We start from the raw sequence: 24,519 nt of genomic DNA, 5'->3' as shown, positions 1-24,519 counted from the left end.
GTGCTTTTAAGGGAAATTAAAAATATATTTCATTCAGAATTAGATGTGCTCTATGGAAAGGATGAAGTTTCTAGTTTTTTCTATATGTTAATTGAACACTATTTTAATTTAGAGCGCTTCGTATTAGCAATTCAACCAGAACTAGTTATAGATAAAGAACAAGAAACTGTTATTTTTAACGCCTTAGCTGAATTGAAGTTAGAACATCCTATTCAACATATTATTGGGTCAAGTCATTTTATGGATATGGATTTTAAGGTTAATCCACACGTATTAATTCCGAGGCCTGAAACAGAAGAATTGGTTCGTTGGGTTATAGAAGACAATGAAAAAGCCGAACTGCCACTTGCCATTTTAGATATGGGCACAGGTAGTGGCTGTATACCTATTTCTCTAACAAAATACTTACCTAATGCCAATATATTTGGGTTGGATATTTCGTTGGATGCTCTTGAGGTTGCTCAAGAAAATAACAAGATCCATGGCACAAAGGTTGAATTTTTTCAAGCGGATATACTTAACCTAAATCATAAAAATAACTATGACATAATTGTATCGAATCCGCCATATGTGCGCGAATTGGAAAAAGCGGAGATGCAAAAGAATGTCATTGATCATGAACCGAGCATTGCGTTATTTGTGCCCGATGAAGATCCTTTAAAGTTTTATAGGGCAATTGTTAATTTCGCATCTAGACATTTAAATGATAAAGGCAGTTTATATTTAGAGATCAATCAATACTTAGGTAATGAAATGATAGAGTTTCTTCAAAAGTATGAATTTCATACTATTAAATTAAAACAAGATATATACGGTAATGACCGAATGCTTAAAGGAATAATAAGATGAAAAGTATAGTTGTTTTTTGTGGTAGCAGTGAAGGGGGCAATGCTGTTTATGCATCGAATGGGTATCAATTGGGAGAGATCTTTGCAAAGAGGAATATTCAATTGGTTTATGGTGGAGCCAAAATTGGCATTATGGGTAAAGTAGCAGAAGGAACTTTAAGTAATAGAGGTAAAGTAATTGGCGTAATTCCTGAATTTTTAAAACTAAAAGAGGTATTTCATGAGGGTTTAACTGAACTGATAGTTACCCAAAACATGCAAGAGCGTAAATTGAAAATGCATGATTTATCTGATGGTATTATCATGTTGCCTGGCGGTTTTGGTACGCTTGAAGAATTTTTTGAAATGTTGACATGGTCACAATTGGGTTTACACCAATACCCTATAGGAATATTGAACACCAATGGTTTTTATGACCCCTTAATAAATATGATGCAACAAATGGTTGCAGAAGGTTTTGTTAAAAATGACCACTTAAATACCATTCTAGTAGACATGAATATTGAAGATTTATTAGAGAAAATGGAGCAATACAAGCCATTACCAACTCCAAAATGGATAAAAAAAGAGCAACTATAATGACTATGGAGGCGAGAATACAAGAACTAAGAAAAGAATTACGAGAGCATAATTACAATTACTATGTTTTGGATAATCCGACCATTTCCGATTTTGAGTTTGATATGAAACTTAAGGAGTTACAGGAGTTGGAAGCAAGGTATCCAGAGTTTTATGATCCTAGTTCACCTTCTTTACGTGTTGGCGGAATGATTACCAAGAATTTTGCAACGGTAGTACATGAGCATCGTATGTATTCCTTAGAAAATTCATATTCAAAAGAAGATGTAGAGGATTGGGAAAAACGGATTCAACGTAATTTGGGAGATGTTCCCGTTGCCTTTACGTGTGAATTAAAATATGACGGGGCCTCCATAAGTATAACGTATGAAAATGGTAAGTTGATGAAAGCAGTTACCCGAGGTGATGGTATTCAGGGAGATGACGTGACGAACAATATCAAAACGATTAAATCAGTACCGCTTCAATTGAAAGGTGATTATCCTCCAAAGTTTGATATACGAGGTGAAATAGTATTGCCAATTGATGGTTTTTTAAAGATGAATGAAGAACGAGTTAATAATGGTGAAGAGCCATATATGAACCCGAGAAATACAGCATCAGGTAGTTTAAAATTACAGGATAGCAGTTTGGTTGCACAACGACCTTTAGAGTGCTTGTTGTACGGTATCATTGGCAGAGATTTGGGGATTGACACCCAGTTTCAAATGTTAGAGAAAGCTCGGGAGTGGGGATTTAAAGTGCCTACCGTTGCCAAACTTTGTAAAACGACAGATAAAGTAATGGCATTCGTAGAAGAGTGGGATGTTAAACGTCATGAGTTACCTTACGAAACCGATGGGGTTGTTATTAAAGTAAATAGCCTGCAGTATCAAGAGGAGCTAGGGTATACCGCAAAATCTCCCCGTTGGGCCATGGCCTATAAATTTAAAGCGGAGCAGGTCTTTACCGTCTTAAACGAAATAACGTATCAAGTAGGGCGTACAGGAGCCATTACGCCTGTAGCGAACCTAGAACCGGTATTATTAGCTGGTACAACCGTAAAAAGGGCCTCATTACATAATGCGGATCAGATAGAGAAATTAGATATACGAGTGGGAGATACTGTGATTGTTGAAAAGGGCGGTGAAATTATTCCTAAGATAATCTCAGTTGATTTATCTAAAAGACCAGTAGATTCAGTCCCCACAAAGTACATAACTCATTGCCCAGAATGCGGAACAAAACTCACTAGAAATGAGGGTGATGCAAAACATTATTGTCCGAATGAATATGGTTGCCCACCACAGATAACTGGTCGAATCCAGCATTTTATTTCGAGAAAGGCGATGGATATTGAAGGCTTAGGAGGTGAGACGGTAGAATTGCTTTATAAAGAAGGGCTTATTAAAGATTACGCTGATTTGTATCGATTGACCAAGGAAGATGTTTTACCGTTAGAACGTATGGCCGAAAAATCTGCCGAAAATTTGGTTAAAGGTATAGCTGAATCAGTGAATGTTCCGTTTGAAAGGGTTTTATTTGCTTTAGGTATTCGATTTGTAGGTGAAACTGTCGCTAAGAAATTAGCAAAGGCCTATAAGAATATAGATGCCTTAAAAGAAGCATCTTTAGAACATTTGACGGCAGTAGATGAAATTGGTGAGCGAATCGCACAGAGTGTAATCGACTTTTTTGCCAATGAAAGGAATACTGATGCAATAGAGAGATTACGAAGTTATGGTGTGCAATTAGAGCTTTCTGCAGATAAGTTAGAAAACCTGACCGATACCTTGGCAGGAAAAATTTTTGTAGTTTCTGGAGTTTTTGAAATATTGAGTAGAGATGAACTCAAAAAGAAAATAGAGGATAATGGGGGCAAGGTTGGCTCTTCTATATCTTCTAAGACAAGTTATTTAGTAGCAGGTGATAAGATGGGACCAAGTAAACGAACAAAAGCAGAAAACTTAGGAATACCCATTATCAGTGAACACGATTTTATAAATATGATAGCATAAATTATTATGGATGTTTTTACGATTATTTCAGTATTAGTATTTCTATCCGCCATTTTCGGTTATTTAAATGCTCGGTTTTTAAAACTTCCAAATAGTATTGGGCTTATGCTCATCACTATTGTATTTACATTGGTAATCTTTGGTATAGGTTATGTTGACGATACCCTTATAAATGCTGAGCGCTATATTATTGACCAAATAGATTTTAAATCTGTTTTGCTCGATATAATGTTGAGTTTTTTACTATTTGCAGGGGCGCTTCATACCAATTTTGAGCAATTAAAAGTGCAGCGTTGGCCTATTATGGTATTTTCTACCCTTGGTGTCTTGGTTTCCACTTTTTTGGTAGGTACCAGCATGTATTACTTATTGCAGCTAATGGGAATGGAAATCTCTTTTATTTACTGTCTTCTTTTTGGTTCACTAATATCACCCACAGACCCCATAGCGGTTTTGGGGATACTGAAAAAAGCTGGAGCTCCAAAACAGTTAGAAACCAAGATTGTAGGCGAATCGCTATTTAATGATGGAGTAGGGGTTGTCATATTCTTGACTATTTTTCAACTGGCTTCTGCTGGTGAAGCAACTGTGGAGCCTTTAGAAATTCTAGAACTTTTTGGAGTTGAGGTCATAGGCGGGTTGGCACTTGGGTTGGCATTAGGCTGGGGTACTTATAAATTAATGAAGTCCATTGATGATTATGACATCGAGGTAATTATTACATTGGCAACTGTTATGGTAGGTACTTTAATTGCACAGAAATTTCACTTATCAGCCCCATTGGCAATGGTGGCTGCAGGTTTGGTCGTTGGTAATGATACGGTTCGAAATTCTGCAATGTCCGAAACTACCGAAACCTATGTTGATAAATTTTGGGAATTGTTGGATATTTTACTGAATACTTTATTATTTGTACTTATAGGGATGGAAATGTTGGTACTCTCATTTAAGACGGAATATGTAATTGCCGGATTATTGGCTATTCCATTAGTTTTGATATGTCGATACCTATCTTTGTTGCTTCCTATCAAATTCTTTGAGAAGAAACTTGATTTCGTACCAAGAACTAATTTGATAATGACCTGGGGCGGATTGCGAGGGGGAATCTCAATTGCCTTGGCATTAGGATTGTCAGATGACATGTTTAGAGACGTATTTTTGGTAATCACCTATATCGTGGTCGTATTTTCGATAATAGGACAAGGTTTAACGGTTGAGAAATTAATTAAACGTGTGGTACAATGATGCCCAAAACCTATCTCGAATTTAAGAATAGTTTAGAACTAACGCTAGTTCCAGAACAATGGCCAGAAGCTTTAAAAGCAATGTGGTATGATGCGAAGGGAGATTGGGAATCTTCGCACAATATTGCCCAAGATATGCATAGTGAACTGGGTAGTTGGTTACATGCGTATTTACACCGAAAAGAAGGTGACCACTTTAATGCGGGCTATTGGTACCGGTTGGCAGATAAGTCTTTTCCGAATAAAACTTTAGAGGAAGAATTAGAGGAAATCGTAACTTATATAATAGAATCTGCTTAGAAAGACCTATTGGTTGCCATTGTTTTTTGCGACCATACCTACAAGTATTTTACTTCATTTCAAAGATGGGAATACTCTCCTTAGAATTAGATATAAGTATAGCATAATCTAAAAAATCAAAAGTTGACATTCCTTTTACGGCATCACCATTCGATTTTTCATTTTCCATAATTACTTCAATTAAATCTGGTTCATTTATTAGGTAAGGCGAATTCGTTTTATTTAATCTAAAGAGAGTTCTTTCAGACAGCTTTGTGTCTTTTAAGTTTTGAATACCTCTAAAATATTCCTTATCATAATCTCTTTTTCCAAAATCTTCTTCAACCATGTACCCATTATAATTCCCTTGGGGGTCATACAGTTCGTCCCAAACTACCTTACTATCTGTAAAATATAGCCAACTGTTTTTTAATGGAAAATGATATATAAAAAGAAGTATAAAATTATTAGCCGTAAACTTAAAGCGATTTTTTAAAACATACACTATTGCTTATACCTTTATAGGGTGGGTAATTCGGTATAATCGTATATCCATTCTTTTTATAAAGAGCAATAGCTTCGGGTTGGCGCAATCCAGTTTCTAACACACTAGAGGAATAGTTTAATTGCTTAGCCCATACTTCAAGTTCATTTAAAATTTTAGAGGCTATATTTTTCCCACGATGGCCTAGTTGAACAAACATCCGTTTTACTTCAATGGTAGATTCATCAAAAGGTTTAAAAGCGCCGCATGCAACAGGTATGTTATATAAGTAATATACCACACAATGTTTGAGCTGTACAATACCATTAAATTGAGCGTAAAACACATTATCCTCCCCATCACGTTGCGCTAAATCCTCATCTAGCAAAACGACCAAAGCTTTAAAATCCTTATCGGTACTGGTGGTTCTTATCAATTGTTCCATAATGTGGTCTAAAAGTTAGACTTTAATAGTATATCCTGAAGCAGAGTTGCCTGTATTATCGAAGTAAAAATCGATTCTGCCTAGATTCACACCATAACAACCTACTTGGTTTACCAAAACTTCGCGGTCGGTCGCATTGGTTACCACTGTTGGTTTTTCTAAAAATGTATGTGTGTGACCACCAATAATTAAATCGGTATACTTGGTTTTTTTGGCTAGTTTTAAATCGTCTGGTTTTTCAGCAAAATCATATGCGTATCCTAAATGTGAGAGGCAAATAACCAAATCACATTTTTCTACTTCTTTTAGCTTGGTTTCCATATCGGTGGCCATTTCGAAAGGGTCAAGATATTGGGTTTCTTTATAGAGTTTTTTTGTAACCAAACCGTGTAGTTGAATACCTAAACCATAAACGCCGATTTTTACTCCATCTTTGTCATAAATCTTATACGGTTGTGTGAAGCCATTTAAATCAGTATTGGTAAAATCGTAATTAGCGCTTAAAAAATTAAATTTAGCATAAGGCATTTGGGCTAAGAGTCCGTCCACACCATTGTCAAAATCATGATTGCCAATTGTGGTCGCATCATAATTGAGCATACTCATAAGCTTAAACTCCAGTTCACCACCATAAAAATTGAAATACGGCGTACCCTGAAAAATATCACCAGCATCAAAAAGTAGGGTATGTGGGTTCTCTTTTCGAATACTATTTACCAAACCAGCTCTTCTGGCCAAACCGCCTAAACCAGGAAAATCGGCATGATCATTTGGGAAAGCATCTATATGGCTGTGAACATCATTGGTATGCAAAATTGTAATATGCTTCTTAGCTTTTGCCGCACACGAATTAAGACTTAATCCTCCAAGTGTCAATAAACTTGAAGATGCTGCGGTATCTCGTATGAATTTTCTTCTTTCCATATTACTGTAGTTGATAATATCTTAGGTCTACTTTAGGTGATAGCGTATCTACTTTAGAAAAGAAATCTATCATTGCATTTCTAATCTTATAATCGGTCTCGGTTTTAGAAATTGCATCTTTAAAAAAGGCCATATTATCGCCACCGGTTACTAAATAATCTGAGGTAGCTACAAAATAAGTTCCATTCATATCTATCGGCTTTCCGCCAATAGTAAAAGTGTTTACGGTATTATTCTTGTTCAAGATTAATTGTATACCAGATACTGGGTGTGCTCGCTTTGCTTTTATTAGATATTCAACCATTTTTAAAAGAGATTCAGCTTTTAATTCTACCACAACAACCGAATTTTCAAAAGGCATAACCTCGTAGGCGGTTCTTGCGGTAACGTTTCCTTTAGATATGACTGCACGTATACCACCATGGTTTAGTAATACAAAGTCAATCGTATTACCTGTTCGCTTTTGGAATATAGGATTCGTTTCACTCATGACAATATCGGCCATAAGATTGCCCGCCGTTGTATTGAATTTACCATCTGTTTTGGAAATGGCATATGGTGCATAGGCTATAGTACTATCAAGAACCTGTTCTATACGATCATGGTAAGGGGTAATAAAATCTTGAATACTATCGACAAGAGTATAACTGCTATCGATAGCTATTTGTTTACCAGTTAATTCGGTTAGGTGTTTTGCTTCCTTCTTACAAGAGCCTACAATCAATAATGTTGTAAATATAACAAAATGTTTTATTTTTAAAATATCAAAGTGTTTTAACTTCGCCATAGAGTTGCAGGGATATTATTTACATTTGTGTAAATGTAAAAATACATGTTTTTAAAAGGAATTAAGGACAAGTTTAAACGAAAATCTGGCCGTAAGCTATTGAGACAATTGGCGGCAATGCCACCACCTGTAACGCGTGAGAGTAAGGGTATACGTTCATTAGGTTGTATTGTAGATTTGGATAAATTCGAAAAGTCAGAGCTGTTTTTTCAGTTTCAAGATGAATTTTCGTTGCAACCAAACGCGGTAAAGATTATAGGATATAAGCGTTTTTACGATAAGAATTCACCCTATGCAACACCTGTATTTTCAGATAAAGATTTAGGGTGGAACGGTGAAATAGAAAATAGTTATGCTCTTGAATTTTTAGGCAGGGAATACGACCTATTAGTAAATTATTATAACGAGGATAGTCTTTTGTTGAATTTAATGTCAGCAAAGACAAAGGCCCGTTTAAAAGTAGGTTTTAAAGAAGTTGGCCCTACTTATAACGATTTAATATTAGATACGCCATTAAAGGACTTTCAGTTGTTTAAAAAAGAATTGAAAAAGTACTTGGGCATTTTTAAAGAGATTTAATTATGAAAGAATTACAGGGTGCAGGAGTTGCGTTGATTACGCCTTTTAAAGAAGATGGTTCGGTAGATGTTCTTGCCCTTAAAAAGGTGGTAACCCATAATATCAAAGGTGGTATCGATTATTTGGTAGTGTTAGGAACAACTGCAGAGTCTGTAACGCTAACAAGATCCGAAAAGCTGTTGGTGATGCGAACCGTGGAAGAGGCTAATGCAGATATTTTACCTTTGGTCATTGGCGTAGGCGGTAATAATACGATGGGTCTTGTAGAGGAATTACAGACCTTAAATTTATCTGCCTATACAGCAATTTTATCGGTTTCTCCATATTATAACAGACCTACACAAGAAGGAATTTTTCAGCATTTTAAAGCACTTTCAGAAGTATCTCCATTACCTATTATTGTATATAACGTGCCAGGCCGAACAGGAAGTAATATGCTGCCAGAAACTGTAGTACGTTTGGCAAAGAACTTCGAGAATATTGTTGCGGTTAAGGAAGCTTGTGGAGATATGTCACAAGTTTTAGAACTAATCTCTAAAAGACCAGAGGGCTTTTTAGTACTTTCAGGTGACGATATAACGGCTTTACCTACCATAGTTGCTGGTGGTGACGGCGTAATTTCTGTTATCGGTCAAGGCCTGCCAGTAGAATTCTCTAAGATGGTCCATGAAGGATTGAACGGGAATACTGATGAAGCATATAAATACCATTATAAGATGCAAGAAGGTATGAAGCTAATTTTCGAGGAAGGCAACCCAGCTGGCATTAAAGTGATTTTTGAATACCTAGGTATAGCAAAGCCTTTTGTACGACTTCCACTTATGGCTGCGACCGATTCATTGAAGCATAGAATTGTTTCATTTATGGAATCGGTGATTCGTATACCTGCATAAATTTCGTTAAAACTTCCCCAAAAGGTAGTTTTGTGCCGCATTAAGCCTGTATTTTTATTGGTTTAAAATGTTTTTAAATCCATTGATAATCATTAATTTTGCAAAATGTTTTTTAAAATGAGGCGAATATTCCCGATTCTGTTGATTGCCATTGCTTTACAATCGTGTAGCGAGTACCAAAAGGCGCTTAAGAACGATGATGTTAAGGTTAAATATGATTTGGCTGAAAAATACTATGAAGAAGGAGATTTCAAAAGGGCTAACCGTTTGTATGAGCAGATAGCACCAAAATATGTTGGCAAGCCACAAGGTGAGCGTGTAATGTTCTTTTTATCCAATAGTTATTTTAAGCGTGGCGATTTTAATATGGCCGGCTATCAATTTGAACGTTTCATAAAATCGTATCCCAAAAGTGATAAAGTTATTGAAGCAACATTCTTAGGTGCTAAAAGCTATTATGAGTTATCACCTGAATATTCTTTAGATCAGACGGAAACTGATAAAGCGTTATTGAAGTTGCAAAACTTTATTAATACGTATTCTGAATCTGAATATTTTGCTGAAGCAAATGCTATGGCACAAGAGCTTACTGCTAAGAAAGAAGAGAAAGCTTTTCAAATATTGAAACAATATAATAAGTTAGGTGAGTTTAACTTTGATATGCTTAAATCTGCCGTAGCTGCAAGTGATAATTTTGTTTCAGATAATCCTGGCTCTATATATAGGGAAGACGCAATGTTCGTTAAATTAGAGGCTTTGACTCATATGGCTATGAACAGTTATGAGAGCTTAAAAGAGGAGCGTTTAAAATCAGCAAAAGCTGCCTACACTACACTTAAGAAACAATTTCCAGAATCAAAATTCGATAAAGAAGCTAATAATCTTCTCGAGAAAATAAATAAAGAATTACAACGTTTGCAACCACAGACCGTTGAATCAAAATAAATAATTTAATTATGAATATGAACGATTTAAAAAACTCAAAAGCAGCGGTATCTACTGTTACTATTAACCGTAACGAGTTCGATAAGCCAACTGAAAATATTTACGAGGCTATTTCAATTACTGCAAAACGTGCTGTTCAGATTAATTCTGAAATTAAAAAAGAACTTTTAGAGAAATTAGAAGAATTTGCTACCTATAGTGATAGTTTAGAGGAAGTTTTTGAAAATAAAGAGCAGATTGAAGTTTCTAAATTTTATGAAAAACTACCTAAGCCGCATGCTATGGCAGTAGAGGAGTGGTTGATGGATAAAATCTACCATAGAAATACAGAAAAAGACGCTTAAGAAACATGTTGAACGGCAAAAACATTCTTTTAGGAATTACCGGAGGAATTGCTGCTTATAAAACAACATTCTTAGTTCGTTTATTTATAAAAGCTGGCGCTAACGTTAAGGTCATACTTACCGATAGCGCCAGCTCTTTTGTTTCCCCACTTACGTTAGCTACTTTGGCTAAAAACCCTGTGGTTATGGATTTTATTAAATCGGAAGCAAATACCATAGATTGGAACAATCATGTAGAATTAGGGATTTGGGCAGACCTAATGATAATTGCGCCGGCAACCGCAAATACCATGGCTAAAATGGCTTCTGGTAGTTGCGATAATATATTATTGGCTACCTATTTATCGGCTAAATGTCCGGTTTTTGTAGCCCCTGCCATGGATTTAGATATGTACAAGCATCCGAGTACAAAAAGCTCAATGAATGCGCTCATATCATTCGGTAATATGATCATACCTGCAACCAGTGGTGAGCTTGCGAGCGGCCTAAATGGTGAAGGTAGAATGGCTGAACCAGAAGCTATTGTTGGTTTTATTAAAAATCATCTTTCTCAAGGTCTGCCTTTGTCGGGAAAAAAAGTATTGATTACGGCAGGGCCTACCTATGAAGCTATAGATCCTGTGCGATTTATAGGAAATCACTCTTCAGGTTTAATGGGCTTTGAGCTTGCTAAAACAGCAGCTAATTTAGGAGCCGAAGTTTATTTGGTATCGGGCCCTACACATTTGTCGATAGAGCATGATAATATTCATGTAGTAAAAGTTGTTTCTGCAGAAGATATGTATCACAGTGCACATATGTATTATGATGATTCAGACATCGTGATTTGTGCCGCAGCAGTAGCTGACTATAGACCTAAGTCGGTAGCAGAGCAGAAAATTAAAAAGTCTGATGAGAACTTTACTATAAATTTGGTCAAGAATAAAGATATTCTTAAAACTTTCGGTGAGCACAAGAAAAATCAATACTTGGTTGGTTTTGCCTTAGAGACCGAAAATGAAGTAGAGAATGCATTGAGTAAGCTTAAGCGTAAGAATTTAGATGCTATAGTATTGAATTCAATGCGAGATAAAGGTGCTGGCTTTGGCGGTGCTACCAATAAAATTTCATTTATAGATACCAATTCTAGCATAACTACGTTTGAATTAAAGACCAAGGCAGATGTTGCTGTGGACATCTTTAATGAAATTATTAAAAGACGTTATGCGTAAGATTCTTTTTCTACTACTGTTGTGTTCAGTAAGTTTCACTGTTAAGGCACAAGAGTTAACCTGTACCGTAACCGTTAATTCTGATCAGTTATCGCAAGGTGACCTTCAGGTGTTTAAGACATTAGAGCGTTCGCTGAATGATTTTGTGAACAAGTCAAAATGGACGAATAGAGTATACAAAGAGAATGAGCGTATAAATGCACAGATGTTCATTACGATTACAGAATACGAATCGAACCGATTTAAAGGTACTATTCAAATACAATCTTCAAGACCAGTATACAACACATCATATTCCACTCCTGTTTTTAATTACAAAGACAATCAGTTTAGTTTTCAATATATAGAATTTCAACCATTAATTTTCAACGAAAATCAGTTCGAATCTAATTTGGTAAGTGTACTGTCGTACTATGCGTATATTATTTTAGGTCTTGATGCTGATACCTTTTCTTTAGAAGGTGGTACTGATTTTTATAGAAAGGCACAGAATATTGTGACCATGGCGCAAGGAAGTAATTTTGCTGGATGGAGCCAATCTGCAGACTCTAATAGAAGTAGGTTCGAATTGGTAGATAACCTGTTATCGAACACGTATAGGGAATATCGTATTGCAATGTACAATTACCATAGAAAAGGGTTAGACATCATGTCCGATAATAATAGCACAGGAAAGCAAGTGATAGCAGGTACAATGAATCTTTTTCAAACGATGATCAATAGAAGGCCCAATGCGTTTTTGATTTCTACGTTTTTTGATGCAAAATCTGAAGAAATACAAAATATTTTTTCTGACGGACCAAAGGTAGATATAGTTAAGTTGAAGGAAACCTTGAATAAAATTGCCCCTCTATACGCAACTACTTGGAACGATATTAAATATTGAGCCTTTTTTAAAAACGGAATATAGATTACCTTTGTTAATCTAAAATTCCGAAACGTGCTTTCAACCCTTTCCATTACTAATTATGCATTAATTGATAGCCTTGAAGTAGACTTCGATAAAGGTTTTACCGTAATTACAGGTGAGACAGGTGCAGGAAAATCAATATTACTTGGTGGTTTGTCTCTCGTACTTGGTAAACGTGCAGATTTATCTTCTTTACGAGTTAAAGATGAGAAATGTATAATTGAGGGTATTTTTAAAATTGATACCTACGGACTTCAGGATTTTTTTAAAGAGAACGATTTAGATTATGATGTTAGTACCTTCATTAGAAGAGAGATTTTACCTAGTGGTAAATCACGAGCTTTTATAAATGATACTCCGGTAACTTTAGATGTGCTTACCAAACTTGGTGAAAATTTAATTGATATTCATTCTCAGCATCAGACCATGCAGCTTACCGAAAATGACTTTCAATTGAAATTGGTCGATGCATTGGCAAACAACCAAAAACGATTAGCGGAATATAGAAAAGGTTTAAAAATTTACCGGAAAGCAGAAAAAGAGCTTCAAAGTTTAATGGATGTGCAGAGTACTGCAAATAAAGAACAAGATTATAACTCGTTTTTGTTGGAAGAGCTTGAAAAGGCACCGTTAAAAGTTGGGGTAATAGAAGAGTTGGAAGAGGAGTACGAGCAATTAAATAATGTTGAATTAATCATGGAGCAATTGTCTAAAGGAGACCAATTGTTTAATGACGAGCAAATAGGAGTACTGTCTTTGGTAACCGAAATAAGGCAATCCTTATCGAAATTGGTCGATTTTGGAGCTAACTTTAAAGAGTTGTATCAGCGTGTACAATCAGTATTTATAGAATTAGACGATGTAAGCTCAGAATTACAACGGTTGCAAGAGAGTGTTGAATCAGACCCAAAAAGGCTTGAAGAGGTGAATGGGAAATTGCAGCTTCTTTATAACTTGTTGAAGAAACATAATGTAAGTGAGATTTCAGAGTTGATTACAATTAAAAATGACCTTGCTGACAAAGTATTTGAGACGGCTCATTTAGATGAAAAGATTTCTTTGAAGACCCTCGAGTTGCAGGACATGGAATCTGCACTAGAGGAGCAATCTGTCGTATTGCGTGAAAAACGTAATGCTATCATACCAAAATTGAAATCGAAGTTAGAAGTAGATTTAGCGTTATTAGGTATGCCAAGTGCATCTTTTGAAATTGTTTTAAGTGCAACCGATTCCTTCACTACAACAGGAATGGATGAACTTTCATTTCTGTTTACAGCTAACAGAGGTGGTAGTTATGGAGAATTGAAAAAAGTAGCGTCCGGTGGTGAATTGTCAAGAATAATGCTGGTAATTAAGGCGATACTTGCTAAGTATGAAAAATTACCAACTATTATGTTCGATGAAATAGACACGGGTGTGTCCGGTGAAATATCTAATAGAATGGCTGATATCATGAAAGATATGAGTGCTGATTTACAAGTATTTTCAATTACTCATTTACCGCAAGTTGCCTCAAAAGGAAATAATCATTTTAAAGTATTTAAAACGGAAGGTGCCGAACGTACAATGACCAATATGAAAAAATTGACGACTGACGAAAGGATTGTCGAATTAGCGCATATGCTGAGTGGTAAAGACTTATCAGACTCGGCTTTGGCTCATGCGAAGCAATTACTGAACCCGTCATTAAGAGTTTGATTTAGAATTACTTATATTGGCAGTTGTATTTATTTGTATTAATATTATTTCGAATGCCCTAGACTTTATCTAGTTGATAGGGGTATTTACTACGCACTTCAATTCGGTTTTAACATATTTTAGATATCTTTGAATTATAACTTTAACTATAGAATCAACTATCATGGGATATAACTTATTAAAAGGAAAAAGGGGAATTATTTTTGGAGCATTAGATGAAAATTCTATTGCATGGAAAACGGCACAAACTGTGCATGATGAAGGTGGTACTTTTGTTTTGACAAACGCCCCAATTGCGATGAGAATGGGTCAGATTGATGAATTGGCTAAAAAAACAGGTTCTCAAATTATTCCAGCAGATGCTACAAGTGTTGAAGATTTAGATAATTTAGTAGCTAAGGCAGTTGAGATTTTAGGAGGTAAGATTGATTTTGTATTGCATTCTATCGGTATGTCTGTAAATGTTCGAAAAGGGCGTGCTTACACCGATGAAAAATATGATTTCACTGCAAAAGGATGGGATGTTTCAGCCCTTTCTTTTCACAAGGTAATGCAATCATTATATAAGGCCGATGCCATGAACGAGTGGGGTAGTATTGTTGCATTGACCTATATGGCTGCACAACGAACATTCCCAGATTATAATGATATGGCCGATAACAAAGCATATTTAGAATCTATCGCACGTAGTTTTGGATATTTCTTCGGAAAAGAGAAAAAAGTTAGAGTAAACACGATTTCACAATCTCCTACAGCAACTACAGCTGGTCAAGGTGTTAAAGGTTTTGGTGGCTTTATTAGTTATGCAGAAAAAATGTCTCCACTAGGTAATGCAACGGCCCAAGATTGTGCTGAATATACGGTGACATTGTTCTCAGACTACACTAAAAAGGTAACCATGCAGAATTTGTTTCATGATGGTGGTTTCTCTAATACAGGGGTTAGTCAAGAAGTTATAGAGAAATTTTAATCAGGTTTACAATCATCCAATTTTTTTGGAGCCTATTCATAAAAGGAGAGTTATAATGGACTTATCGTTTTCTTTTATCATTCCCGTATACAATAGACCCAACGAAATTAAGGAGCTGTTGAACAGTCTACGGTTACAAACCTATAACAAAACTTTTGAGGTGGTCATTGTTGAAGATGGCTCTACTATTTCTTCAGAGGATGTTATAGGTGAGTATCTAGATTCAGTTTCCATATCTTATTACAAAAAACCGAATTCAGGCCCTGGAGATTCACGTAACTATGGTATGGCTAGGGCTAAGGGTAATTATTTTATCGTACTAGACTCTGATTGTATTCTTCCTCCGGAATATTTAAAGGTAGTTGAGGAGAGTTTAAAAGAAGATTTTGTACACTGCTATGGTGGTCCAGACGCTGCGCATGAATCTTTTACAGCTGTACAAAAAGCGATTAATTATGCCATGACTTCATTTTTGACCACTGGCGGAATTCGTGGCGGTAATAAAGCGGTGGATAAATTTCAGCCTAGAAGCTTTAATATGGGTATTTCTAAAGAAGCTTATGAAAATGTGGGCGGTTATGGAAATATTCACCCAGGGGAAGATCCAGACCTCACCATACGCATTTGGAACAAAGGTTACAGAACCAAATTGATTACAACAGCCTTTGTATTTCATAAAAGACGTATAGATTGGAATAAGTTTTACATACAAGTAAATAAGTTTGGTACGGTAAGACCCATTTTAAATTTATGGCATCCTGAAACTAAAAAAATAACCTATTGGTTTCCTACGGTATTTTGTATAGGTCTATTGATTTCTATTTTATTGGCCATAGTCGGTTTTAGGATTCCATTGTATTTCTATGCCACGTACTTTATTATTTTATTTATCGATGCGCTAAATAAAACAGGAAGTTTAAAGGTTGCTCTTTTGTCATTAATGGCAACTGCGATACAATTTTTCGGATATGGATTCGGATTTTTAAAATCAACTCTATATCTTAATTTAAGTAATAAAAAACCAGAGGAGATTTTTCCTAAATTATTTTTTAGATTAAATTAATGGTACGGCTAATAGAATGGATACGAACAGGATTGAAAAAAAGAAAGGTAAAAGTCTTTCTTATATTTCTATTGTGTGCTTCGCTCGCTTGGTTAATTAATAAGCTTTCGCAAACCTATACCAGCAACACTACCTTTAATATTACTTACGTAAATATTCCTTCAGAATTTTTGTTGGCAAATACTCCTAAGAAAGAACTTCAAGTAAGACTAAAAGCAGTAGGGTTTCAATTTTTAGGATATCACTTAAAGCCAAAAGAGATTCAATTAGACGTAAGTAAAGTAATGCATAAAGACGATAGCTATTACTTAACGGCAGATCAGATTAGAATACAGTTAGAGGCTCAACTTAATAATTACAGTACGTTAACTGATTTCGATAGTGATATTATTTATTTCGATTTTACATCTTTGAAAACCAAGAAAGTTCTTGTCAAGGCAATGTTAGAATTGACTTATGCTGCCAATCATATTTTAGAAGGACAAATAGTAATACAGCCAGATTCTATTCAAATATCTGGCCCTAAAAGTCAGATTGACACCATTAACGTTATTGAAACAGATCTGCTTAAAATTGATGATTTAGATAATTCATTTTCGAAGGATGTTGCTTTAAAGTTGCCAAAACAATTGAATGGTACTACATTTTCGAACGATTTTGTTCGCGTTATTGGTAATGTGGTTAAATTCTCTGAGCTGGTTATAAAGGTTCCAGTAACAGTAATAAATTTACCGCCAAACGTAAAGGTGCGTACTTTTCCTGAAATTGTTGAAGTTCGTTGCCAAGGTACATTAGAGCGCTTAAAAGAATTAGAGGTTAAGGATTTTGAGGTTGTAGCAGATTATTCAAATTTCTCTTCAGAAACAGGTAATCGTTTATCGGTTATATTAAAACAATACCCTAAGACTTTGAACAATGCAATGATAGATACCAATGAGATTGAATTTATTTTAAGAAGGGAATGATTGTAGTAGGACTGACAGGTGGTATAGGTAGTGGTAAATCTACCATAGCGGCAATGTTTCATGAGCTCGGTGTACCCGTGTACAATTCAGATGAGCGTGCTAAGCATTTAATGAATACCTCTAAAAAAATAAAGAAGGAGTTAGTTGAGCTTTTAGGTAAAAAAGCTTATTTAGATGATAAAATAAATAGAACTTATATAGCAAAAAAGGTTTTCAATGATGCTGATATGTTAGAGAAACTTAATAAAATAGTGCATCCTGTGGTTCGGAAGGATTTTATTAAGTGGACAAAAAAACAAAATGCCCCCTACGTAATTCAAGAAACGGCATTGTTATTCGAAAATAATGCTCAAGAATTATATGATTCGGTAATTCTAGTTACCGCACCAAAAAAAATAAGAATAGAGCGGGTTTTGTCGCGTGATGGATCTACAAAAGAGCAGATTATTGCTAGAATGAATAATCAACTTGATGATGAAACCAAGTTAGAATCAACCAATTTTGTAATAGAAAATATTGACCTAAAAAGTACAGCTTTAAAAGTTCAAGATGTACACGAAGCAATTCTTGCTGATTGTTAGTTTCTTAGCAATTTTAACATTTTTGTTAAGGTTAGGTTAAACGTACTATTGTCTACCTGTTAAATCTTTAATTTTATCCCCCAATGAACAAAAAGTTATTTGTGCTCTTAGTAATTTTAATGAGCCTTTCGCTTATTGGTCTGATTTTCGTTCAAAGCTTCTGGATTAAAAAGTCTATTGATAGCAGTGAAGAGCAATTTTCTAGTAGTGTTGCTGAAGCATTGAACAGTGTCACCAATAAAATTTCTGAAAGAGAAACCAAAAACTATTTCGATAGGTATTGGAGTGCGGTAGATAGTATAGGTGAGCTTAAGGGAACACAATTAACAAATTTTTTCTTTATTGATAGGGATGTCAACTCTAATGAAATTTTACTGTATGAGCACGGTATTTTGGAAGAGGATTATGGTATTTCGTCCACGTTCTTTGATAGTACTGATGTTGCAGATACCACTATTATTAAAAATTATACCAGTAAACGAACGACCTCTATTTTTAAGGAGGATTTCGATTTAGAGGGTAATAGATTTCGTTTGAATCCAATTCAGCGTGTTGAAAAAATTGGTGGCCTAAATAAAATGGAAGAGGCTGCTATGGAAGAAATGTTTATGGTTCACGCAAAACGTATACCAATTCATAAAAGAGTTTCTAAGCAAGAAATTGAATTGTTGTTACAGCGCGAATTAGAAAACAGAGGTATAGATATTTCATTTGAATATGGTGTTTATAGTAATGGTTTGCCGACTAAAATTAAATCGAAAAGATTTAAGTATGCAGAGACCAATATTTATAAATCTCCCATGTTTGTTGACTTTGAAGGGATTTCAAATTTTGATTTGTTAATATCGTTTCCAAAGAAGAAACGTTTCCTGGTTCAGTCCATTTTAGGTTTGGCTTTACTTTCTTTATTGTTTACAATAATTATTGTAGTAGCTTATTCTGGAGCAATTTATCAATTGATTCGTCAAAAACAGATATCTGAAATAAAGACAGATTTCATCAATAACATGACGCATGAATTTAAAACACCTATTGCGACAATAAACTTAGCGGTTGAAGCTATTAAAAACCCAAAAATTATTGGAGATCAAGAAAAAGTGTTACGATACTTGCAGATGATTCGTGATGAGAATAAAAGAATGCACGCTCAAGTAGAGAATGTATTACGTATATCGAAGTTGGAGAAAAATCAGCTTGATATTAGTAAGGATAGAGTCGATGTACATGACATAATAGAAGACGCAATTACCCATGTCGAGCTAATAGTCGATGATAGAGGAGGATATATACATACACATCTAGATGCGGAACGTTCAGAAGTATTAGCTAACGAAATGCATTTTACCAATGTAATAGTCAACATGCTCGATAACGCCATTAAGTATTCGGAAGAGGCACCAAAAATAGATGTGTTTACAGAAAGAGCAAAGAATTATATCATTATTAAGGTTCAAGATCAAGGTACTGGTATGAGCAAAGGTGTTCTCAAGAAGGTTTTTGAAAAATTCTATAGAGAACACACAGGAAATATACACAACGTTAAGGGTCATGGTTTAGGATTGGCCTACGTTAAAAAAATAGTTGAAGATCATCAAGGCGAAGTATACGCCGAAAGTGAAAAAGGTAAAGGAAGTACATTTTACATTAAACTGCCGTTAATATAAATATTATGGAAACAATAAATAAAAAGATACTCTTAGTTGAGGACGATCCAAATTTTGGAATTGTATTGAAAGATTATTTGTCAATGAATGACTTCGATGTTACATTGGCCAAAAACGGGATGGAAGGTTTTGAGAAGTTCAAAAAAGATAATTTTGATATCTGTATTTTGGATGTCATGATGCCTTACAAAGATGGTTTTACCTTAGCAAAAGAGATTCGCGAAAAGAACGAGAATGTTCCTATTGTTTTTCTAACGGCAAAGACGATGAAGGAAGATGTTCTAAAAGGATATAAAGCTGGTGCAGATGATTATCTGAATAAGCCTTTTGATTCTGAGGTGTTATTAATGAAATTGAAAGCTATTCTTCAAAGAAAAGCTTCTAATGGTTTAGCTGATAGCAAAAAATTTGAGTTTACAATTGGTGGTTTTCACTTGAATTCTAAATTGAGGTTCCTTAAATACAAAGATAACGAAGCTATCAAGTTATCACCTAAAGAGAATGAATTGTTACGCTTATTGGCATTACATGAAAATGATTTGATGCCACGTGAACTGGCATTGACCAAGATTTGGAGAGATGATAATTACTTTACTTCACGTAGCATGGATGTATATATAGCCAAATTGCGTAAGTATTTAAAAGTTGATGATACGGTTGAAATATTAAATATTCATGGAGAAGGTTTCCGTTTGGTTGTTAAGACAGAGGGAGAGTAAATTCCAATAAAATTTATATTAAAAAAAGCATCCCAAATAGGATGCTTTTTGATTTTAAAGCTTTTTAATAATCTCTGTTACGATTTCGATAGGTGTTTGGTCTATTGAAATGAAAAGTGCCTCTGTTGGCACTTCTAAGGTGTCGAATTGAGACTGTAAAAGTCCTTTAGGCATAAAGTGATTCTTACGTTCATTCAAACGATTGTTGATTAGTTCAAAGCTTCCGTTTAAATAGATGATTTTATATTGACTTTCTAAATTATGGCTCAAAATAGCCCTATACTTTTGTTTTAATGCTGAACAAACAATTACAGCACCAGTTGATGTGTTTTCTAGTGCAACTTCATTTAACCGCTCTAACCAACCTTGGCGGTCATCATCATTCAAAGGTTTTCCTTCACTCATTTTCTTGACATTTGCCTCAGGATGAAAACTATCTCCATCAAAGAAAGGAATATTCAATTTTTCAGCCAATAGTTGACCAATAGTTGATTTTCCACTACCAGAAACTCCCATGACTAATAAAATCTGTGATTTAATCATTCTTTAAATTTAAAATTTCATTATTTATTACATTTAATAAATGGTTTTGGTCATAGTCATAATCAAACCATTTGGTATTTTCATTTTTAAGAAACCATGTAAGTTGTCTTTTGGCAAATCTTCTGGTATTTTTCTTAATTTCTGAAATAGCGAATTCTAGTGTCCACTCATCATCAAAGTAATTGAAAAGCTCTTTATAGCCAACTGTTTGCAATGCATTAAAATTTCTATACGGTAATAACTCTTTTGCTTCTTCAATTAGGCCAGCCGCTATCATTAAATCAACTCGTAGGTTGATACGGTCATAGATAATAGCTCTATCTGCTTTAATGCCGATTGTAAAAACTCTAAAACCTCTTTTTGCTTTAGGTTTGTCTATAAATGAAGAGTAAGGCTTTCCACTACCAATAGTCACTTCAAGAGCTCTAATTACACGTTGTGGATTATGAATATCTACCTTATTAAAATAAGCAGGATCTAACTGTTTTAATTTTTCCTGTAAAAACTCAATCCCATACTCCTTAAGTTCCAAATTCAGTACTTCTCTAACATCAGCACTAATTGTTGGAAACGAATTTAATCCGTCGGTAACGGCGTTTACATAAAGCCCGCTACCACCTACCATAATTACAACTTCATTCGTTTTAAATAAGGAAGATAATTTTTCAATTGCATCACGCTCAAAATCTCCAACCGAATAAGTTTCAGTAATACTCTTATGTTGAATAAAATGATGCTTAGCTTGGTTTAATTCATCACTATTAGGAACCGCTGTGCCAATATTCATTTCTTTAAAAAACTGTCGAGAATCGGCTGATATTATTTCAGTATTATAATGCCGAGCCAACAAAATTGCCAGTTTAGTTTTACCAATAGCGGTAGGGCCTACAACGGAAATAAGAATTTTATTCATTCAACAGTGATCCACAGTTATAACAATGGGTAGCATCATCTCTATGACCTTCTTTACTACATGTAGGGCAACATTGCGTGTTGATATGAACATACCTACCAGGTTCGTCATCATTAGATTTGCCTTTGTTTTGCCTATTGAATTCAGCAGTGACCATACCGGTTGGTACGGCAATAATTCCGTATCCTAATAGCATAATGATTGTGGCAATAGCTTGCCCTTGTGGTGTTATGGGGGCTATATCGCCGTAGCCTACTGTGGTAAGAGTTACAATGGTCCAGTAAATACTTGTAGGTATACTGGTAAAGCCAGCTTCATCACCTTCAATTAAATACATGAGTGTTCCCATCATCACGGAAGCAATTAGTACAGCGAAAAGGAAAACTGTAATTTTTGCCCTACTAGCTTTGAGGGCTCTTTTTAATTGTGAAGCCTCTCCTAAAAACCGAGCTAATTTTAATATTCGAAATACACGTAATAATCTGAAGGCACGAACAGCTAATAAAACTTGTGATCCTGCAAAAATGTATGATATATAAAGAGGTATCGTCGATAAGAAGTCTATAATTCCATAAAAACTAAAAATATAGTGACTAGGTTTTTTAATACAAATAATACGAGCGATATATTCAACTGTAAAGAAAATGGTAACTACCCATTCAAGCACAAATAATATTTCATGATACTCTGCGTCAATTGCTTTTACACTTTCAAGCATTATAAGAATTACGCTGAAAATGATGATTACGAATAAAATTAAATCGAACAATTTACCCATGGGGGTATCTGCTTCATAAATAATTTCATGAAGTTTATTTTTCCACGGTGATAATTTGTCTTCCTCTTTCAACTTAAGCGTTTAATTCTACAATTTTATGAACTCTTTTTTTTCTAAGATAAGATTCTATTAGAAAATTAGCGTCTCTTGTACCGTTCATAGGAGTGATTAAGGTTTCCAAGATATGAATATTATTTATTTGATAATTAAGGTCGTAAAAACCAAATCCAACAAGTGAACCATTTTTAATTAAAATTGCACTTTGTTCACCAATTTCACGCCCCTTATCAAGCAATATGATATTTGCATCTTTATGAATACTATTCTTTGATATTGCGGCAACAACACGTTCGTTATATTCCTTTTGATTTTCATTATTGATACAAGCGCCTTTACAAGTACCATTTTCATATCCTGAGCAATTGTTTCTAGCTTCACTTATACCATTCACTTTTTCACAAAGCGCTAACTCTTTTGTAATTTTATATAAGTAATTTTTAGCACTGAATATTCCGTTGAATAGGGCTAACGGTTCTTTACATTCGCGATAAGCTTTAATTTCTAAAGCAAAGTAACCGTTTTCATTTTCAGTTTTGCACAACGTATGACTAAACATTCTCTTTCTAGGAATAATGCTATATTTAGGCTTAAGTTTTAATAGCTCTTCGTGCTCTTTTAGAATTGCTACAAGTTCATTGCCTGTTAGCTCATAAGTTACTTTTTTAGTATCCTTGGCTAGTTTTCTAGATTTGTCACCACTTTTGGTAAAGAGTTGGTTGACCTTTTTTTTAATATCTGTGCTTTTATTCAGGTAGATAATATCGCCATCTTTATTATGCATATAAAAGATACCTGTCTTATTAGGTAATTCTCTTACAATATCCAATTGTTTTTCAGAGAGTTCGCCTTGGGTTTCTTTTCTTATTGTATCCTTGATAATTATTTTTTCAGAATCTTTTGTCAGTAAGAGCTTAAATAACTTTATTGTCGCTAATGCATCTCCATTCGCTCTGTGTCGATCACTTACAGGTATGCCTAATGATCTAACCAACTTGCCCAGGCTATATGATTCTGCATCTGGTAATAATAATTTGGAAAGGTCTACAGTGCATAGGGTTTTACGTTCAAAATTATAGCCTAGGCGTCTAAATTCTGTTCTTAATATCCGGTAATCGAATTGGGCATTGTGAGCAACTAATACAGTGTCTTCCGTAATTTCAATAATTCGTTTTGCTACCTCGTAAAACTTAGGTGCGGTCTGTAGCATTTTACTATTGATGCCAGTAAGTTTAACCACAAATGGTTGAATTTCTTTTTCAGGATTTACCAAACTGATGAATTTGTCAACTACTTTTTGACCATCAAACTTATGAATAGCAATTTCGGTGATCCCTTCTTCATTAAATTTTCCGCCTGTGGTTTCAATATCTAAAATCGCGTACATCTAGTAAAATCTGATTTGTTTAAGTAGTGGAAATCGTTTGATTTAATTTCGCGTTCCAAAGATACTACTTCCAATACGTACCATAGTACTTCCTTCTTCTATGGCAATTTTATAATCTCCACTCATACCCATAGATAATGTAGTGAAATTTGGATGGTTGTTTTGTAATTTGGAGAATAATGATTTAAGGCTTTTGAATTCTCTTCTAACCTGATTCATATCATCTGTAAATGTAGCCATACCCATTAAACCGATAATTTTCACGTGCCTGTATGTCTTGAATTCTTCATTATCAAGCAGCGCAAGTAGTTCCTTTTCATCAAAACCAAACTTGGTGTCTTCCTCAGCGATATGCACTTGTAAAAGACAAGAAATGGTTCTCTTGCATTTTTCAGCTTGCTTATTTATTTCCGCCAATAATCTGGGACTGTCAACGCCATGTATCAAAGAAACATATTCAGCCATGTATTTGACCTTATTTCTTTGGAGATGGCCAATCATATGCCATTCTATATCTTTAGGCATATTTTCCCATTTTCCTGTCATTTCTTGAACCCTATTTTCGCCAAATATGCGATGGCCTTCATCATAAACTTGTTGAAGGTCTGATATAGGTTTAGTCTTTGAAACAGCAACTAGGGTTACCGATTCGGGCAGCGTACTTAAAATGGAAGAAAGATTTTCCTTTATCGACATAGTATATTCTTTATAT

27 protein-coding genes are annotated in these 24,519 nt (G+C 34.8%); 18 read left to right on the top strand and 9 right to left on the bottom strand.

Annotation, left to right across the window (positions count from 1 at the left end):
* The 5 genes from prmC to AACZ41_RS06090 are packed head-to-tail and all read left to right on the top strand — an operon-like array spanning position 1 to position 4,968.
* Positions 1 to 849 (top strand): peptide chain release factor N(5)-glutamine methyltransferase, encoded by an 849-nt coding sequence (prmC, locus tag AACZ41_RS06110; protein WP_339627470.1) that lies wholly within the window; start codon positions 1 to 3, stop codon positions 847 to 849.
* On the top strand, positions 846 to 1,427 hold the full coding sequence (locus AACZ41_RS06105) for a TIGR00730 family Rossman fold protein (RefSeq protein WP_339627469.1): 582 nt from the start codon (positions 846 to 848) through the stop codon (positions 1,425 to 1,427). Before prmC ends, AACZ41_RS06105 begins: the two co-directional genes overlap by 4 nt.
* Complete coding sequence (gene ligA / locus AACZ41_RS06100) at positions 1,427 to 3,424, top strand: NAD-dependent DNA ligase LigA (RefSeq protein WP_339627702.1); 1,998 nt, start codon at positions 1,427 to 1,429, stop codon at positions 3,422 to 3,424. The genes AACZ41_RS06105 and ligA overlap by 1 nt, the downstream gene beginning before the upstream one ends.
* Positions 3,425 to 3,430: 6 nt before the next feature.
* On the top strand, positions 3,431 to 4,669 hold the full coding sequence (locus tag AACZ41_RS06095) for a sodium:proton antiporter (protein ID WP_091619455.1): 1,239 nt from the start codon (positions 3,431 to 3,433) through the stop codon (positions 4,667 to 4,669).
* Positions 4,666 to 4,968 carry a hypothetical protein gene (locus AACZ41_RS06090; RefSeq protein ID WP_339627468.1) on the top strand — a complete coding sequence of 101 codons (303 nt, stop codon included), beginning with the start codon at positions 4,666 to 4,668 and terminating at the stop codon, positions 4,966 to 4,968. The genes AACZ41_RS06095 and AACZ41_RS06090 overlap by 4 nt, the downstream gene beginning before the upstream one ends.
* A 49-nt stretch (positions 4,969 to 5,017) precedes the next feature.
* Here AACZ41_RS06090 and AACZ41_RS06085 read toward each other — a convergent pair whose 3' ends face one another.
* Genes AACZ41_RS06085 through AACZ41_RS06070 form a run of 4 tightly spaced genes read right to left on the bottom strand, consistent with a single transcriptional unit; the run spans position 5,018 to position 7,587 of the window.
* Positions 5,018 to 5,452: a hypothetical protein gene (locus tag AACZ41_RS06085; RefSeq protein ID WP_339627467.1), complete on the bottom strand. Its 435-nt coding sequence runs from the start codon at positions 5,450 to 5,452 to the stop codon at positions 5,018 to 5,020.
* The gene (locus AACZ41_RS06080; protein ID WP_339627466.1) at positions 5,427 to 5,876 is read right to left on the bottom strand and encodes a GNAT family N-acetyltransferase; all 450 of its coding nucleotides are present in this window, start codon (positions 5,874 to 5,876) and stop codon (positions 5,427 to 5,429) included. The genes AACZ41_RS06085 and AACZ41_RS06080 overlap by 26 nt, the downstream gene beginning before the upstream one ends.
* Before the next feature lie 15 nt (positions 5,877 to 5,891).
* Entirely contained in the window at positions 5,892 to 6,800 is a 909-nt protein-coding gene (locus AACZ41_RS06075) for a metallophosphatase (RefSeq protein ID WP_339627465.1), read from the bottom strand.
* A 1-nt stretch (position 6,801) separates the two neighbouring features.
* Positions 6,802 to 7,587: a 5'-nucleotidase gene (locus AACZ41_RS06070; protein WP_339627464.1), complete on the bottom strand. Its 786-nt coding sequence runs from the start codon at positions 7,585 to 7,587 to the stop codon at positions 6,802 to 6,804.
* 45 nt (positions 7,588 to 7,632) lie between these two features.
* Here AACZ41_RS06070 and AACZ41_RS06065 point away from each other — a divergent pair, with 45 nt between their 5' ends.
* The 13 genes from AACZ41_RS06065 to AACZ41_RS06005 all read left to right on the top strand — a co-directional run bounded on the left by AACZ41_RS06065 (position 7,633) and on the right by AACZ41_RS06005 (position 20,129).
* A complete protein-coding gene (locus AACZ41_RS06065) occupies positions 7,633 to 8,166 on the top strand; it encodes a hypothetical protein (protein WP_339627463.1) in 534 nt (177 codons plus the stop codon).
* 2 nt (positions 8,167 to 8,168) lie between these two features.
* Positions 8,169 to 9,059, top strand: coding sequence for a 4-hydroxy-tetrahydrodipicolinate synthase (dapA, locus tag AACZ41_RS06060; protein WP_339627462.1), 891 nt, complete (start codon positions 8,169 to 8,171; stop codon positions 9,057 to 9,059).
* A gap of 117 nt (positions 9,060 to 9,176) precedes the next feature.
* Entirely contained in the window at positions 9,177 to 10,004 is an 828-nt protein-coding gene (gene bamD / locus AACZ41_RS06055) for an outer membrane protein assembly factor BamD (protein WP_339627461.1), read from the top strand.
* Between the two features lie 11 nt (positions 10,005 to 10,015).
* Complete coding sequence (locus AACZ41_RS06050; protein WP_171017225.1) at positions 10,016 to 10,348, top strand: DNA-directed RNA polymerase subunit omega; 333 nt, start codon at positions 10,016 to 10,018, stop codon at positions 10,346 to 10,348.
* 5 nt (positions 10,349 to 10,353) lie between these two features.
* The gene (gene coaBC / locus AACZ41_RS06045) at positions 10,354 to 11,559 is read left to right on the top strand and encodes a bifunctional phosphopantothenoylcysteine decarboxylase/phosphopantothenate--cysteine ligase CoaBC (RefSeq protein ID WP_339627460.1); all 1,206 of its coding nucleotides are present in this window, start codon (positions 10,354 to 10,356) and stop codon (positions 11,557 to 11,559) included.
* Entirely contained in the window at positions 11,552 to 12,445 is an 894-nt protein-coding gene (locus tag AACZ41_RS06040) for a DUF4835 family protein (protein WP_339627459.1), read from the top strand. The genes coaBC and AACZ41_RS06040 overlap by 8 nt, the downstream gene beginning before the upstream one ends.
* Before the next feature lie 54 nt (positions 12,446 to 12,499).
* Entirely contained in the window at positions 12,500 to 14,167 is a 1,668-nt protein-coding gene (recN, locus tag AACZ41_RS06035; protein WP_339627458.1) for a DNA repair protein RecN, read from the top strand.
* A 163-nt stretch (positions 14,168 to 14,330) separates the two neighbouring features.
* On the top strand, positions 14,331 to 15,137 hold the full coding sequence (locus tag AACZ41_RS06030; protein WP_091619492.1) for an SDR family oxidoreductase: 807 nt from the start codon (positions 14,331 to 14,333) through the stop codon (positions 15,135 to 15,137).
* A 55-nt stretch (positions 15,138 to 15,192) separates the two neighbouring features.
* Positions 15,193 to 16,200: a glycosyltransferase gene (locus tag AACZ41_RS06025; RefSeq protein ID WP_339627457.1), complete on the top strand. Its 1,008-nt coding sequence runs from the start codon at positions 15,193 to 15,195 to the stop codon at positions 16,198 to 16,200.
* Complete coding sequence (locus tag AACZ41_RS06020) at positions 16,200 to 17,165, top strand: CdaR family protein (RefSeq protein WP_339627456.1); 966 nt, start codon at positions 16,200 to 16,202, stop codon at positions 17,163 to 17,165. The genes AACZ41_RS06025 and AACZ41_RS06020 overlap by 1 nt, the downstream gene beginning before the upstream one ends.
* On the top strand, positions 17,162 to 17,746 hold the full coding sequence (coaE, locus tag AACZ41_RS06015; RefSeq protein ID WP_339627455.1) for a dephospho-CoA kinase: 585 nt from the start codon (positions 17,162 to 17,164) through the stop codon (positions 17,744 to 17,746). The genes AACZ41_RS06020 and coaE overlap by 4 nt, the downstream gene beginning before the upstream one ends.
* A gap of 83 nt (positions 17,747 to 17,829) precedes the next feature.
* A complete protein-coding gene (locus AACZ41_RS06010) occupies positions 17,830 to 19,410 on the top strand; it encodes a HAMP domain-containing sensor histidine kinase (protein WP_339627454.1) in 1,581 nt (526 codons plus the stop codon).
* A 5-nt stretch (positions 19,411 to 19,415) separates the two neighbouring features.
* Complete coding sequence (locus AACZ41_RS06005) at positions 19,416 to 20,129, top strand: response regulator transcription factor (protein ID WP_091619509.1); 714 nt, start codon at positions 19,416 to 19,418, stop codon at positions 20,127 to 20,129.
* Between the two features lie 54 nt (positions 20,130 to 20,183).
* Here the strand turns inward: AACZ41_RS06005 and AACZ41_RS06000 are convergent, their stop codons facing one another.
* The 5 genes from AACZ41_RS06000 to AACZ41_RS05980 are packed head-to-tail and all read right to left on the bottom strand — an operon-like array spanning position 20,184 to position 24,503.
* Positions 20,184 to 20,672, bottom strand: a complete 489-nt coding sequence (locus tag AACZ41_RS06000) for a gluconokinase (protein WP_339627453.1) — start codon at positions 20,670 to 20,672, stop codon at positions 20,184 to 20,186.
* Positions 20,665 to 21,585, bottom strand: coding sequence for a tRNA (adenosine(37)-N6)-dimethylallyltransferase MiaA (gene miaA / locus AACZ41_RS05995; RefSeq protein ID WP_339627452.1), 921 nt, complete (start codon positions 21,583 to 21,585; stop codon positions 20,665 to 20,667). Before miaA ends, AACZ41_RS06000 begins: the two co-directional genes overlap by 8 nt.
* Positions 21,578 to 22,435 carry an ion transporter gene (locus tag AACZ41_RS05990; RefSeq protein WP_339627451.1) on the bottom strand — a complete coding sequence of 286 codons (858 nt, stop codon included), beginning with the start codon at positions 22,433 to 22,435 and terminating at the stop codon, positions 21,578 to 21,580. Before AACZ41_RS05990 ends, miaA begins: the two co-directional genes overlap by 8 nt.
* Before the next feature lies 1 nt (position 22,436).
* Complete coding sequence (locus AACZ41_RS05985; RefSeq protein ID WP_339627450.1) at positions 22,437 to 23,807, bottom strand: exonuclease domain-containing protein; 1,371 nt, start codon at positions 23,805 to 23,807, stop codon at positions 22,437 to 22,439.
* Positions 23,808 to 23,849: 42 nt separating this feature from the next.
* Entirely contained in the window at positions 23,850 to 24,503 is a 654-nt protein-coding gene (locus AACZ41_RS05980) for a YggS family pyridoxal phosphate-dependent enzyme (protein WP_339627449.1), read from the bottom strand.
* Between the last annotated feature and the right edge of the window lie 16 nt (positions 24,504 to 24,519).

The organism is uncultured Maribacter sp., assembly GCF_963974015.1.
GTDB lineage: Bacteria > Bacteroidota > Bacteroidia > Flavobacteriales > Flavobacteriaceae > Maribacter.
The sequence above is the reverse complement of the archived record's forward strand: the minus strand, read 5'-3'. Positions and strand labels throughout refer to the sequence as shown.

What these genes read in the sequence shown, in the direction of transcription:
- AACZ41_RS06105 (WP_339627469.1), top strand. Translation starts at nt 846, where the DNA reads ATGAAAAGTATAGTTGTTTTTTGTGGTAGCAGTGAAGGGGGCAATGCT.
- ligA (WP_339627702.1), top strand. Translation starts at nt 1,427, where the DNA reads ATGACTATGGAGGCGAGAATACAAGAACTAAGAAAAGAATTACGAGAG.
- AACZ41_RS06095 (WP_091619455.1), top strand. Translation starts at nt 3,431, where the DNA reads ATGGATGTTTTTACGATTATTTCAGTATTAGTATTTCTATCCGCCATT.
- AACZ41_RS06090 (WP_339627468.1), top strand. Translation starts at nt 4,666, where the DNA reads ATGATGCCCAAAACCTATCTCGAATTTAAGAATAGTTTAGAACTAACG.
- AACZ41_RS06080 (WP_339627466.1), bottom strand. Translation starts at nt 5,876, where the DNA reads ATGGAACAATTGATAAGAACCACCAGTACCGATAAGGATTTTAAAGCT.
- AACZ41_RS06075 (WP_339627465.1), bottom strand. Translation starts at nt 6,800, where the DNA reads ATGGAAAGAAGAAAATTCATACGAGATACCGCAGCATCTTCAAGTTTA.
- AACZ41_RS06070 (WP_339627464.1), bottom strand. Translation starts at nt 7,587, where the DNA reads ATGGCGAAGTTAAAACACTTTGATATTTTAAAAATAAAACATTTTGTT.
- AACZ41_RS06065 (WP_339627463.1), top strand. Translation starts at nt 7,633, where the DNA reads ATGTTTTTAAAAGGAATTAAGGACAAGTTTAAACGAAAATCTGGCCGT.
- dapA (WP_339627462.1), top strand. Translation starts at nt 8,169, where the DNA reads ATGAAAGAATTACAGGGTGCAGGAGTTGCGTTGATTACGCCTTTTAAA.
- bamD (WP_339627461.1), top strand. Translation starts at nt 9,177, where the DNA reads ATGAGGCGAATATTCCCGATTCTGTTGATTGCCATTGCTTTACAATCG.
- AACZ41_RS06050 (WP_171017225.1), top strand. Translation starts at nt 10,016, where the DNA reads ATGAATATGAACGATTTAAAAAACTCAAAAGCAGCGGTATCTACTGTT.
- coaBC (WP_339627460.1), top strand. Translation starts at nt 10,354, where the DNA reads ATGTTGAACGGCAAAAACATTCTTTTAGGAATTACCGGAGGAATTGCT.
- AACZ41_RS06040 (WP_339627459.1), top strand. Translation starts at nt 11,552, where the DNA reads ATGCGTAAGATTCTTTTTCTACTACTGTTGTGTTCAGTAAGTTTCACT.
- AACZ41_RS06030 (WP_091619492.1), top strand. Translation starts at nt 14,331, where the DNA reads ATGGGATATAACTTATTAAAAGGAAAAAGGGGAATTATTTTTGGAGCA.
- AACZ41_RS06025 (WP_339627457.1), top strand. Translation starts at nt 15,193, where the DNA reads ATGGACTTATCGTTTTCTTTTATCATTCCCGTATACAATAGACCCAAC.
- AACZ41_RS06020 (WP_339627456.1), top strand. Translation starts at nt 16,200, where the DNA reads ATGGTACGGCTAATAGAATGGATACGAACAGGATTGAAAAAAAGAAAG.
- coaE (WP_339627455.1), top strand. Translation starts at nt 17,162, where the DNA reads ATGATTGTAGTAGGACTGACAGGTGGTATAGGTAGTGGTAAATCTACC.
- AACZ41_RS06010 (WP_339627454.1), top strand. Translation starts at nt 17,830, where the DNA reads ATGAACAAAAAGTTATTTGTGCTCTTAGTAATTTTAATGAGCCTTTCG.
- AACZ41_RS06005 (WP_091619509.1), top strand. Translation starts at nt 19,416, where the DNA reads ATGGAAACAATAAATAAAAAGATACTCTTAGTTGAGGACGATCCAAAT.
- AACZ41_RS06000 (WP_339627453.1), bottom strand. Translation starts at nt 20,672, where the DNA reads ATGATTAAATCACAGATTTTATTAGTCATGGGAGTTTCTGGTAGTGGA.
- miaA (WP_339627452.1), bottom strand. Translation starts at nt 21,585, where the DNA reads ATGAATAAAATTCTTATTTCCGTTGTAGGCCCTACCGCTATTGGTAAA.
- AACZ41_RS05985 (WP_339627450.1), bottom strand. Translation starts at nt 23,807, where the DNA reads ATGTACGCGATTTTAGATATTGAAACCACAGGCGGAAAATTTAATGAA.
- AACZ41_RS05980 (WP_339627449.1), bottom strand. Translation starts at nt 24,503, where the DNA reads ATGTCGATAAAGGAAAATCTTTCTTCCATTTTAAGTACGCTGCCCGAA.